The following is a 13386-nucleotide window of genomic DNA, read 5'->3' on the forward strand; positions in this document are numbered from 1 at the left end:
TCTTGGCAATACCTTATTGGCTGTAGCCGTTCTATTATGCTTGTTGTCCAAAAGTCAACAGATTATTGTCTGGGTCAAGCATAGCAAATTCATTTTGTCCCCAGGGTTTTGTTTGTAAATGTCCTGCTGGATGAATGTTGTTTTGATTGTCCAACATAGTATTTCAATACGGTTACAGCAGACTAAAAAAATGAAGTAAATCTAACGAGAAATAAAAAAAGCGCCTTTTAAGGCGCCTTTTCTATTTGTTCTTTTCTAATTAAAACCCATTGAGCAAATGTCGCATTGCATTCCAGCTGTCGCCTTCAATTGCAAAAGCTATTATAGCCCAAATTAAAAGTAAAAATGGTAGTAGTACAGTCATTTTAAACGCCTTAGTTTCGTGTCCTAAGTGCATAAAAACACCCATAATATACCAAACCTTAACCACGCTGGCAATTGCCATAAATATATTGATAAAGATTTTGCCATTGCCTCCCGGCACAAACAAATCGTAGATAATAGCAATACCTACCTCTACAACGGTAACTGCCGAAAGAATAAGAATAGTTTTCCACACCGATGCTTTTCCTTCTTTGTATTCGGTTTCATTCCAGTGTAAGTGTCCTTCGCTTGGAGTTTCAAAACTCATAAATTAGTTATTTTAAAATTTAGAAAGTTAAATGAATTGAATGTAAATTATAGTAGGTAAAAGCACAAGAATACATATACCCAAACTAAATCTACAAAGTGCCAGTAAAGACCGATTTTTTCTACCATTTCGTAGTGCCCTACTTTATCAAAGCGTCCGTTCATAGTAGCAATTGCCAACCAAATTAAAAGTATTACACCTACTAATACGTGCAAGCCGTGAAAGCCTGTGATGATAAAGAACAACTGTCCAAAGTTTACCACTTTTGTTGCAGCCGATGCTGTAGTTGCTGTCATTCCATCGTGGATCAAGTGAGTCCACTCCAAGTATTGGCATCCCAAAAACATTGCTCCGCAAAGAATGGTTGGAATTAAAAACTTAACCACGCCCCATTTATTCATTAAATAACCCTCTTGCACAGCACGCACCATAGTATAAGAACTTACTATGAGTAAGAAAGTCATAAAACTCACAAATACCAATGGTGCATTTACACCATGAAAAATATCTAATGGTATGGAGTTAAAAACCTCTGCCGCTTTGGGCCAATTATCAGCCATTGCAAAGCGTAAAGAACCGTAAGTAATTAAGAAACTGGCAAAGGTAAATGTATCGCTGATGAGGAAATACCACATCATTACTTTACCATACCCTGCTTTAAATGGGCTTTTACCCCCATTCCAAAGTTCCTTTTCACTTGCGTGAGTGTTTCCGTGTTCGTGCGAAATTGATGCTGTAGCCATCTTTTAGTTACAATTTATTTCCTTGTTTACAATTTTATACTTTTCCCTTTTGTCTTTCTATTGATAATTAAGATAGAAAAACATGAATAAATAAACCCACACAATATCTACATAATGCCAATATGTTACCAGCATTTCCAAATTAAAAACTCTTTTTGGATTTGCTATATTCTTCAATTCAAAAATAGGATCTCTACGCGAACGAAAAGCTCCCGTTAAAAACACTATTGTTACTATCAATCCTCCTACAATATGGAAACCGTGCAAACCCGTTATTAAATAAATAAATGAGCCCGAAAGATTTCCCGTTAATGGCATTCCAATTGTAATAAGTTCTTTCCATCCTAATAATTGTAATACTAAAAACACACAAGCCATTACAAAACTCGCAAGCAATAAACCTCTAAAAGCGGTAAAATTCGATTTGCGGTATTGAAACAAACTTAGGTGCATTAACACACTTACCATTACTACTGCTACCGTACTAAACATAAATACCGTAGGCAAACGGAAGTTTTCCCATACTTGAATATCTGCCTTTTTTACAATTAAAGCCGATGTTAAAGCTGCAAAGAACATTGTCATGCTCGCCATACCGAGCCATAGAGCAAATTTTTGCGGGTGAATTCCCGTATATTCCATTCGCTCTTTCAACACCTCCTTATCTTTCCATGTATAATCCATGAGTTTCTACAACTTATCTATCAATAAAGCTAATTGCACTACAGGCAAATAAGCAAATGAACCAAACATCAACTTACGTGCCGAAGCATCATCGCACCGCATCCACAACTGTATAGACTGCCATAAAAACAGCGTACCCATAAAAATAATCACCAAGGTGCCACTAAAACCTACCATACCTAAGTAATAAGGCATAATAGAAACCACTAGCAGGGCAAAAGTATAAATCATTGCCTGCAGAGCAGAAAACTTATTCTTTCCTCCCGCACTGGGCAGCAACATGATATTTGCTTTCATATAATCATCAAACTGCACCCAAGCAATTGCCCAAAAGTGCGGAAACTGCCAAAGAAATTGAATAGCAAAAAGCAATATAGCTACAAAATCTATGCGACCAGTAGCACACACATAACCAATTACTGTTGGCAATGCACCCGGAAATGCACCCACAAATACAGCAATAGAATGAACACGCTTAAGTGGTGTATATAAAAATCCATAGCTCAGCAACGATATAGCCGCCAACACACCTGCGGTAGCATTAAACTGCTGCCATAAAAGCAATATGCCGGCAATACCCATTATTCCTGCAGCCAAAATAGCCTCCACCACACTCATTCGCCCGGCAGGCAAAGGACGTGTAAGTGTTCTCGCCATCAACTTATCGCTGTCGCGCTCAATAATTTGGTTTATTGCATTAGAAGCACCTGTTACCAAAAAGCCACCTAATACTATCCAAAATATAGCTGCCAAATTGTAAGTACCTGTTATTCCTAAAAGGTAACCAATTACAGCAGAAAACACTACCAACGAAGCCAAACGCATTTTCATCAACTGCGCATAATCACTCACTTTCTGAGCAACCATACCTTTTGATGATGTAACTACTGCGTTCATTTTATTTTATTTTGTTTCCTTTCTTTTAATGTAACTTATTTATGTTCTACTTCTCCGGGCTTTAATGGTTCGGTTTGTGGAATAAAATCGCGACCATTGGTGCTATAATCATAAGGCCAACGATGTACAGATGGAATGTCGCCTTCCCAGTTACCGTGAATTCTTTCAACCGGAGCAGTCCATTCTAAAGTAGTACCTCCCCATGGATTGCAAACCTCACCTTCTACTTTCCTTCCTTTAAAAATACTGTGGAAGAAGTTTACAATAAATATCAACTGGCCAAAAAATACAACAATGGTAGATATTGAAATAAATGCTACCAAGCTATCGAAGTTGTTGAAACTTTCGAAGTTAGCAAAAGTGTAGTAACGTCTTGGCAAGCCTGTCATAAAGTGCATAGGTAAGAAAATTGCATATCCACCAATAAGTGTTATCCAAAAGTGAATCATACCCAAGGTTTCGTTCATATAGCGACCATAAAAACGAGGAAACCAATGATATACGCCCGCAAACATTCCAAAGAAAGCTGCTACACCCATCACCAAGTGGAAGTGTGCTACCACAAAGTAAGTATCGTGCAATTGAATATCGATAGCAGAGTTACCAAGCATAATACCTGTTAAACCACCCGAAATGAAGATAGACACAAAACCTATTGCAAACATCATTGGCGAGTTTAATCGTATAGAGCCTCTCCAAATAGTACCAAGCCAGTTAAATGATTTAATGGCCGATGGAACTGCAATAAGCAATGTAAACAACATAAATACCGCACCTAAGTTTGGATTCATACCGGTTACGAACATATGGTGCGCCCATACCAAAATAGACAATACCACAATTGCCATTAAGGAAATAATCATGGCTCTATATCCAAAAATTGGCTTGCGGCTATGCACGCTCAATACTTCAGATACAATACCCATTGCAGGCAATACAATGATATACACCTCTGGGTGACCTAAGAACCAAAACAAGTGTTGGAACAAAATTGGTGAACCACCCTTGTAATCCAATAAATTACCGTTGATAATAATATCACTCAAGTAAAAAGAAGTATCCAACAAACGGTCTGATTCCAATAATACTACCCCTGCCAATAAAGCCGGGAAAGTAAGGATACCCAAAATTGCAGTAAACATAAACGCCCAAATGGTTAAAGGCAAGCGCATCATGCTCATGCCTTTGGTACGCATGTTTAAAACTGTTGATACATAATTTAAACCACCTAACAATGACGAAACAATAAACAATGCCATTGCCAATATCCATAGATCGAAACCTAATCCCGAACCGCGGCTCACAGCCACATTACGCATACCATTCAAAGGCGGATAAGCAGTCCAACCTCCGGAAGCAGCACCGGTTTGAATAAAGAATGAAGACAATAACACAATTGAGGCAGCAAAGAAGAACCAATATGAAAGCATATTCATAAAGCCTGAAGCCATATCGCGTGCACCAATTTGGTATGGAATTAACAAATTAGCGAATGTTCCGCTCAAACCACCCGTTAACACAAAGAATACCAATATAGTTCCGTGCATGGTAATCAACGAATAGTAAAAATCGTTTGAAATTTTACCACCCTCTGCCCACTTTCCTAAAAAGGTTTCCAATATTGGAAAAGTTTCATTTGGCCATCCCAACTGAATACGAAACAATACTGAAAGGAAAGCACCTACTACCGCCCAAAACATTCCCGTTATTAAGAATTGCTTGGCAATCATTTTATGGTCCTTACTGAAAATGTACTTTTCTAACCACGACTCTTCATGATGATGGTCGTGAGCGTGATGACCATGCGCATCGTGATGTGTACCGTGAGCGTGAACATCTGCATGTGTTACTGTTTGCATACTATATTTTATTTCAGTTTTTAGTATTAATTATTTACTTCTATTTTCGATTTCGCTTATTAGTTTGCCGCTAAAGCAGGTTTCACTACTGTTTTGTAATGCGATTGCTGGCGTTTAAACCATTTATCGTATTCTTTCTGTTCAACAACAATTACTTCTTTTTGCATACCAAAGTGTGAGTTTCCGCACAATTCTGCGCAAGCCAACTCATACTTAAATGTTTGCCAACGAGGTTTTCCTGTTTCAGGATTTACCTGTTGCCACCAAGGCTCTTTACTCAAATACTCCTGCATTTCTTTAGTGGTAAGTGTTGGCGTAAAATAAAATTGTGTAGGAATACCCGGAACACAGTCCATTTTCACGCGGAAATGTGGAAGATAAAAACTATGAAGAACATCCTGTGCGCCTAACTTCATTAATACGGGTTTGTTCTTAACCAAGTAAATTTTATCTGCAAAAAAATCGTCATGGCTCTTTGCATCTTTCCAGTTTATACCTAATTCATTCTCCGGAGTTACGTGTTCTTTGTCAATAATTCTTTCTCCAAATACAGCATCTTTTCCGGGATAGCGAACAGACCATTGGAATTGTTTTCCAACCACTTCTACCACCATCATGTTCTTAGTATCGCGTTTGTTTATATCAAAAATATCGAACCAAACACGCATTCCCATTACAACTAAAATAGTAAGCACAATTGCAGGTACCACCGTCCAAATGATTTCCAACTTGTTATTGTGCGAATAAAAATATGCCTCTTTGTTGTTTGCCTCATTATAGCGGTATGCAAACCAAAACAATGCTGCTTGGGTTAATACAAATACTACTGTGATAAAGAATAAAGAAACATTAAACAAGAAGTCTGTTTCCACTCCATGCACCGAAGCTGCCTTAGGGAGCATCAATGGGATTAACTCTTTGCAGGAATAAACTGAGCCTGCAAAAAGCAAAAACAAAAATGCAAGAGAGTAGTAACCATTCCGCTTGCTGGCTTTGGTGGTATCTTTATCTTCTCCATTTAGCACCATTGCCAATTCGCTGGCTTGCGCTATATACACAAGCACTACAAATAACAGTACCAAAATTACGGTTGATAACAAAACGGTCATCTTATATCAATTTTATTTTTTAAAAACGCTTCTGCCAAACGGCTTGCTTATCTATGAATAATTTTATCTCTTAAAATTCAATTAAATATTGTGCTCTACCGACTCTCTGAAATATGGATCTTTCTCATTCACCAATGGGTGTTTAGAAATTTCATTAAAGAACATAAATAAGAAAGCACCTGCAAAACCAACAAAAATCAATATTTCTACCAAACCAAAACCTGCATAGCTTTGTACAGTTGCCTCTCCGTGTGCTTCATGTCCGTGTCCGTGAGCAGGAGCAGTTTCATGTTTTTCGGTAGTAACCGGAGCAGCAGCCGCTGGAGCTGCTTCTACTGCATCGGTAGCTGTAGCCACCGCAGTAGAATCTGTAACCACCTCTTTGTTTTCTGCATACAACACGCTTGGAGTTGCGCTATTTAAGCCGTGATGCCCTCCACCGTGCTCTTCTGTAACAGGAACGTTTGGTTCATACATTACTAAGTTGCAAAAATCTATGTGATGCCCAATAATAATCATTACCGAAGCAAAAGCTATGGTGCGGAAATTTCTTTTAGCGCCACGTGTCATTAGAACTAATAATGGTAGTAAAAAGTTAATTGCTACTGAAACAAAAATAGATGTTTTGAATCCGCCAACCTCAAAACGCTTTGCCCAGTAGATGGTATCTTCTGGAATATTGGCATACCATTGCAACATAAATTGGCTGAACCACAAATAAGTCCAAAACACCGAAAAGCCAAATAGAAATACACCCAAATCGTGGATATGGTTCTCATTTACTTGAGCTAAGTAGCCTTTTGATTTTAAATAAATAGTAAGCAAAATGGTAAAGGCAAATGCCGCACAGCCATAGCTTGCAAAATTATACCAGCCAAACAAGGTTGAATACCAGTGTGGATCTATACTCATAATCATATCCCAGCTTACGGCACTTTCGGTAAGTGCAAACACCACAATCCATGCCGCTGAAATTAGCTTTGATATTTTATATGTTCTTTTATCGGTGATGTCTTTATCGAAATACTTTGAGAATAAACGAGTAAACAACATCCACAACACCACATATATTACTATTCTGGTTGTCCAAAAAGGGAGGCTTAGATAAATCGCCTTTGTGGTCATTTTTTCGGTAATATTTTCGGGGTGCTGGATAATATGCAACCAATGGTCGTAGATATTGTGCATACCGCCCCAAGTAAGCAATGCAATAATTAAAAGTATGGGAGCGCCAATCATTACAAAGCCCGAAAGCGACATAATAATTCTGCGAACCAATACCATCCATCCGCTATAGCCCAATTGGTTAGCAGCTACAAAGAACAAACCAAACAAGCCTATGCCTGTAAAGTAGTAAGCGTTCACCAAAACGTTTGTCCAAAAACGGCTGTGGTTATTTTGTGGATACAACACAAAAGCCAATACCAAGCCTACCAAGCCTAAACCCATTGCAATAAACAGGTTCTTCTTTAGCTTATCTCCAAATTGAAATGTTTCAGTCATCTCTATAGTTTTTTCTCGCGTTCTTAGTCAATTATTTTTTTGCTTCAGCTACAGCAGTTGGAGCCGGAGTTGCCGGAGCAGTTGCTGTTGCAGAAATTCCTGCTAAACTTTTAATATAATGAATTACCTGCCATCTTTCAGTTACGTTTAAAGAAAATCCGTAACCACCCATCATACCTTTTCCATAGCTTACAGAATAAAACATATTTCCGTCTTTAATTTCCGGCAAGTGCTTAGCATAAGCCGGTGGCACCGCGGTGTATGGGCCATCGCTGCCGTCTGGCAATACAATTATTTGTCCATTACCATCGCCTTTTTCGCCATGGCAAACTTTGCAATGAATGGTATAAAGCTCTTTCCCTGCTGCAATATTTTCTTTGCTTGCCTCTAATGGGTTTTGAAGTAGCGTACCTGCTTTATCGTACTCCTCTTGCCATTTTAATGGATCGTGCGTAAAATGGTTCTTAGCCATATAGCTCATTAAAAATGCTTCATTGGTTCTAATCTTTTCATCTGCCGGAACCCATCCGCGAGGAATAGTACCTGTAACCGGCTTGCGGGCGCTCATCAACTGCCCTTCCGGTGTGGCAATAGGGCTTTCAGAATAGGTTTCGTAACCTGGGTTATATGCCATATCCGGCATAAAAATTTTCCCCGGCTTTTTAGGATCCCGACTGCAAGAAGTTGTAACAACTGCTGCTGCCACGGCTAAAACCAATATGTATATTGTATTTCTCATTTTTGAATTTTCAAATAGTAAAATTAAAGTGTTTCTCCTTCTTTAAATTCTTTAGTTTTTACTTCTACAGCTCCGTTGTGTTCGCAAATAGATTTCAGTTTTGCAACCTCCTCTTCGCTTTTGCCTTCGATATCAAACACAAATGCAAAACGGTCATCGGTAGTGCGTACATCGTAAATACGTGGCACATAACCGGGGAATAGCCTATTTCTTACACAGTATGTAAGCACCATGCCTACTGCGGCAAATAATACCGTCAACTCAAATGTGATTGGAATAAATGAAGGTAGTGGCCAATATGGCTTTCCACCAAAGTTAATTGGATAGTTAGAAGCCATTACCCAACTCATAAAAGCCAATGCCACGGTGGTTCCGGTAAGCCCGAATAAGAAACCGGCAGTATGCAAACGTGTTTCACGATAGCCTAATGCGTGTTCCAAACCGTGAACCGGAAACGGAGTAAGTGTTTCATGAATTTGCACACCATCGTGTGTAAGGTGCTCTGCTGCATGAACAAATACCTCCTCGTGATCCCACATTCCAATTAAAAATTTATTACTCATATTTTAATTTCTGAATCTTAGATTATTAGACTTCTTTTCTATCTCTGAAATGCTTTATATTAGTTTTTAGCATCTTTATCTAAAACACCAACCTGATAGCTGCCAACATATCCGCCACCTGAAGTGCCTTCTTTTTTAGCACGCTCAGCTTTAGCCACCGCAGAAGATTTTCTGAAAATTGATTTTATTTCAGCAATAGCTACCACTGGGAATGTTCTGGCAAATAACAAGAACAATGTCATGAACAAACACATGGAGCCAACATAAATTCCAATATCTACCCATGTTGGTGAAAAATATGTCCAGCTTGAAGGCAAGAAATCGTCAGCCAAAGAGGTTACGATAATTACAAAGCGCTCAAACCACATACCTATATTCACAAAAATTGAAAGGATAAATGTAACCCAAAGGTTTCTGCGCAAACTCTTGAACCAATATGCTTGCGGAGAAATTACGTTACAAGACATCATTAAAGTATAAGCCCACCAGTATTTACCAAGTGCACGATTATAGAATGCGTGTTGCTCATACAAGTAACCGGAATACCAAGCAATAAACAACTCGGTTAAGTAGGCAATACCTACAATTGAACCTGTTAAAACAATAATCTTGTTCATAGATTCGATGTGGTTTACCGTAATATAATCTTCTAACTTAAACAGCTTACGGGTAATTAGCATCAGCGTTTCCACCATGGCAAAGCCCGAGAAAATTGCTCCGGCAACGAAGTATGGAGGGAAGATGGTGGTGTGCCATCCGGGAATTACAGAAGTTGCGAAGTCAAAAGATACGATGGTGTGAACCGATAATACAAGTGGTGTAGAAAGACCCGCCAACACCAACGAAAGCGACTCGAAACGCTGCCATTGTTTTGCAGTACCTTGCCAACCAAAAGAAAGGATATTGTAAATGAATTTTCTGGTTTTTCCTTTTGCTCTATCGCGTATGGTTGCAAAATCCGGCATTAAACCAGAGTACCAAAACAACAACGATACAGTAAAGTAAGTAGAAATTGCAAATACGTCCCACAAAAGCGGTGAGTTAAAGTTTACCCAAAGTGGACCACGTGTGTTAGGATAAGGGAAAATAAAGAAATCTAACCACTGGCGACCAGTGTGCAACAACGGGAAAATACCCGCACAAATTACCGCAAAAATGGTCATAGCTTCCGCTGCACGGTTAATACCTGTACGGAAACGTTGGCGGAATAACAACAAGATTGCCGAAATAAGCGTTCCTGCGTGTCCGATACCAATCCACCAAACGAAGTTGGTGATATCCCATGCCCAACCGATGGTTTTATTTAAACCCCATGTGCCTATACCAAACCAAATTGTCCATCCCAAACAAAAGAGGAAAAACAAAGTTCCGGTAGCCATTAAGCTAAACAATATCCACCAACTCAACGGTGGCGTACCTTCCGTTGGCTTTACCAACTCATCTGTAATCTGCGTGTAGTTCTTAACCGAAGGTCCAATGAGCGGTTCCCTAAATTCCGATTCGTATGCGTGCATTGATAATTAGTTAATGTGCTAATTTGAAAATTAAAATTTATGCTTTTGCTTCTTCTTCTGTGTTTCTAATCTGAGTTAAATAAACCACATTTGGCAAAGTGTGTAGTTCTTCAATTACACCAAATGTTCTTTCGTCATTAAACAACTTAGTAACCGCAGCTTCTTTATTATTTCTGTCGCCAAATGTAATTGCACCTGTTGGGCATGATGTTTGACAAGCTGTTTGTGCTTCGCCATCTTGCAAAGGTCTGTTTGCTTTTTTGGCAGTTAGTTTTGCATCTTGTAAACGTTGTACGCAGAAAGAACATTTTTCTATAACCCCACGTGAACGAACCGTAACATCCGGATTCAATACCATGCGAGATACCGGTTCGCGCATTCCTAATTGGTAAGAAGCTAAACCCTCATCGTTTCCTGTTCCCCATTTTTTATCGAAACTGTCGTTTCCTGCATAATCGTACCAGTTAAATCTACGTACTTTGTAAGGACAGTTATTTGCACAATATCTAGTACCGATACAACGGTTGTAAGTCATTTGGTTTAAACCTTCACTGCTGTGGTTGGTTGCTGCCACCGGACATACGTTTTCGCAAGGTGCATTGTCGCAATGTTGGCACAACATTGGTTGAAATACCACGGTTGGATCTTCTTCGCTTCCGGCAAAATAGCGATCTATACGCAACCAATGCATTTCGCGGGCGCGTACTACTTGGTCTTTCCCTACCACCGGAATATTGTTTTCTGCATTACAAGCTACCACACAAGCACTGCAACCAGTACAAGTATTTAAGTCTATTGCCATTGTCCAGTGATGTCCCGGACGGTCGTGTGTTGGGTAAAGTGTAACTAACTCATGCAAAATTTGTGCGCGATCTTCATTTCCTGCATGTGGATTTTTTGCATACTCCGATAAGGTAGCTTCTTTTACTATTTTACGTGTTTTAGTACCGCCTAACCCTTTTAATGTGAGGTTATGATGCGTTTGAGTAATAGCTACTTTCTCTGTTTTTCCTGTTTTAGTCCAAGAAACATTGCCAACTATTCCTGTTCCCGAGGCTAATAATGGATAAACATTCTTTCCATTTTTAAGTAAGTCGTGGTTTACGGCTGTTCTTCCAAAACCAAGTGCAATACCAAAAGTTCCTTCCGGAGTTCCCGGAACTGCAACTACTGGCAATTCTACTTCTACTTCGCCTGCTTTTACTTTAATTACATGGTAATCCTTCATTTCCAAGTCTGGCTGCAAACCATTCTTTTCTGCAAATTTTGGACTTACCACTACAAAGTTATCCCAAGTTACTTTGCTCACCGGATCCGGAGTTTCCATTAACCAAGGGTTATCGGCATAAGTACCATCACCAACGGTAAGCGATTCGTATAGTTTAAGTTGCAATTCGCCATATCCTGCGGCTTCTTTTGCCAATGCTTCGGCAGCGGCAGCTACATTTGGATTACCTGCAACTGTAGCAGCGGCTGTAGTGTTCAGTACTACTTCGCCATCATGGATGGCAGTGTCCCAAAATGCCCAAAAGCCGGTATATTTATTCTGCTTGGTATAAAAATTTGCTTCCCAGTATTTTTGAATGTACTCGTAGTAGTTTGAAGATGCTGCTCCGCTATATGCTAAAAGCGTTTCTTGAAATTGACGTGTATCAAACAATTTTGAAATAGCAGGTTGAGCCGTATTCAACACTCCGGCTTTTACTTCAACATCATTCCAACTTTCTAAGTAGTGATTATCGGGTAGTACATATCCTGAAACAGCCGATGTTTCGTCTAATCTATTGGCAAAAGAAACACTTAGCTCTGCCTTTGAAATTAAATCTGCTAATTCTTTACCCTTAGGATGATTGTAAACCGGATTGGCTTCATAGAATAATACGCCTTTGTAGGTGCCATTCTTTAAACCTTCATATAGAGCAGTTGCTGCGCTATCTGCACCTTGTTTAAGATATACGGGGCGATCAAAACTTAATGCCTTGCCATAATTTCCTAAAAAGCTGTTTACTGCATTTACCAATAATTGCGCGTTTACGCTATTACTGCCACTTACTAACAAGCTTTCGCCTTTAGCATCTACTAATGCCTTTGCTGCAGCTTCTACTTTTGCATTCTTTAAACCACCTGCTGCACTACTTCCCGTTACAATGTTGTAAATTGTAATGAGTGCTGCATCTTCATCTGAAGGTTTTACAGGCACGCGCACATCGGCTTTAAACCCTGTTACAGTTGGCACACTTTCTATTTGGAAAGTTTTGCTCATTACCGGTTTCTCTTTAGAGACTCTGCGATTTACAGCCCAGTCTGCTTCGTACTCGGTATGGTTAAGCCATGTTCCCAAATAGTCGGCTCCTACACCTACAATTACTTTTGCATTGGCAAATTGGTAATTAGGCACAGCGCGCACACCAAACGATTGTTGGTTGGCATCTAAAAGACCGGAATATGAAATGGCATCGTACACCAAATGTTCAACATTTGGATATGCTGCCATAAAATCTTTAATTACTGCTTTAGTTGAAGGGCTGGCAACAGTTGATGTAAACAATGCTACTTTACTACCGGCTGCCTTTAATGCTTCTAATTTTTCCTTTACTTCTTTATCGGCAGTTGCCCATGTAATGTTTTCTTTGCCTCTACGTGGGTTTTTATAGCGACCTCCATCGTATAAACTTAATACCGAAGCTTGGGCACGTGCAGAAGTTCCTCCTTTGGTAACTACGCTTTGTTTGTTTCCTTCTATTTTAATTGGGCGACCTTCGCGTGTTTTAACCAATACGGCATTAAATTCTCCTCCGCTAAAAAATGCTGATGCGTAATAGTTGGCAACCCCCGGCACAATTTCCTCCGGTTTCCACGCATAAGGAATTGATTTGCGCACAGGAATTTCGCAACTTGCTGCAATGGTCGCTGCCGTTACGCTAAAACCTAGCATTTTTAAGAAATCTCTGCGGTTGGTATCTCCTTTGGTAGAAATGGCATCTGCCGCTCCACCTAACACCGGAAGATTTTCAGCGAACTCTTTGCTTTCTACTGCTGTAAAAGCGGTGTGCTGATTCTTTTCTTCTAAACCTTTCCAATATATTTTATCTGCCATATTTTTTTGAGTTGCGAGTTGCGAATAATTGTATAAAAGCGCTTTAC

11 protein-coding genes are annotated in these 13386 nt (G+C 39.4%); all 11 read right to left on the reverse strand.

What is annotated here, in order from left to right; translation table 11 throughout:
- Positions 1-259: 259 nt before the first annotated feature.
- The gene (locus tag KF872_08485) at positions 260-631 is read right to left on the reverse strand and encodes a cytochrome C oxidase subunit IV family protein (GenBank protein MBX2903583.1); all 372 of its coding nucleotides are present in this window, start codon (positions 629-631) and stop codon (positions 260-262) included.
- A 47-nt stretch (positions 632-678) separates the two neighbouring features.
- Entirely contained in the window at positions 679-1374 is a 696-nt protein-coding gene (locus tag KF872_08490) for a cytochrome c oxidase subunit 3 (protein ID MBX2903584.1), read from the reverse strand.
- A 57-nt stretch (positions 1375-1431) separates the two neighbouring features.
- On the reverse strand, positions 1432-2058 hold the full coding sequence (locus tag KF872_08495; protein MBX2903585.1) for a cytochrome c oxidase subunit 3: 627 nt from the start codon (positions 2056-2058) through the stop codon (positions 1432-1434).
- Between the two features lie 6 nt (positions 2059-2064).
- Entirely contained in the window at positions 2065-2955 is an 891-nt protein-coding gene (cyoE, locus tag KF872_08500; GenBank protein MBX2903586.1) for a heme o synthase, read from the reverse strand.
- 35 nt (positions 2956-2990) lie between these two features.
- Positions 2991-4814, reverse strand: coding sequence for a cbb3-type cytochrome c oxidase subunit I (locus KF872_08505; GenBank protein ID MBX2903587.1), 1824 nt, complete (start codon positions 4812-4814; stop codon positions 2991-2993).
- A 59-nt stretch (positions 4815-4873) separates the two neighbouring features.
- Positions 4874-5923 (reverse strand): cytochrome c oxidase subunit II, encoded by a 1050-nt coding sequence (locus tag KF872_08510; GenBank protein ID MBX2903588.1) that lies wholly within the window; start codon positions 5921-5923, stop codon positions 4874-4876.
- 81 nt (positions 5924-6004) lie between these two features.
- Positions 6005-7426 (reverse strand): hypothetical protein, encoded by a 1422-nt coding sequence (locus KF872_08515; protein MBX2903589.1) that lies wholly within the window; start codon positions 7424-7426, stop codon positions 6005-6007.
- A gap of 31 nt (positions 7427-7457) precedes the next feature.
- Positions 7458-8165, reverse strand: coding sequence for a cytochrome c (locus KF872_08520; protein MBX2903590.1), 708 nt, complete (start codon positions 8163-8165; stop codon positions 7458-7460).
- Positions 8166-8188: 23 nt separating this feature from the next.
- Positions 8189-8728 carry a DUF3341 domain-containing protein gene (locus KF872_08525; GenBank protein ID MBX2903591.1) on the reverse strand — a complete coding sequence of 180 codons (540 nt, stop codon included), beginning with the start codon at positions 8726-8728 and terminating at the stop codon, positions 8189-8191.
- A 59-nt stretch (positions 8729-8787) separates the two neighbouring features.
- On the reverse strand, positions 8788-10242 hold the full coding sequence (gene nrfD, locus KF872_08530; GenBank protein ID MBX2903592.1) for a polysulfide reductase NrfD: 1455 nt from the start codon (positions 10240-10242) through the stop codon (positions 8788-8790).
- 37 nt (positions 10243-10279) lie between these two features.
- The gene (locus KF872_08535; protein ID MBX2903593.1) at positions 10280-13339 is read right to left on the reverse strand and encodes a TAT-variant-translocated molybdopterin oxidoreductase; all 3060 of its coding nucleotides are present in this window, start codon (positions 13337-13339) and stop codon (positions 10280-10282) included.
- Positions 13340-13386 lie beyond the last annotated feature (47 nt).

It is taken from the genome of Chitinophagales bacterium, from assembly GCA_019638515.1.
In the GTDB taxonomy this organism is placed as follows: domain Bacteria; phylum Bacteroidota; class Bacteroidia; order Chitinophagales; family LD1; genus UBA7692.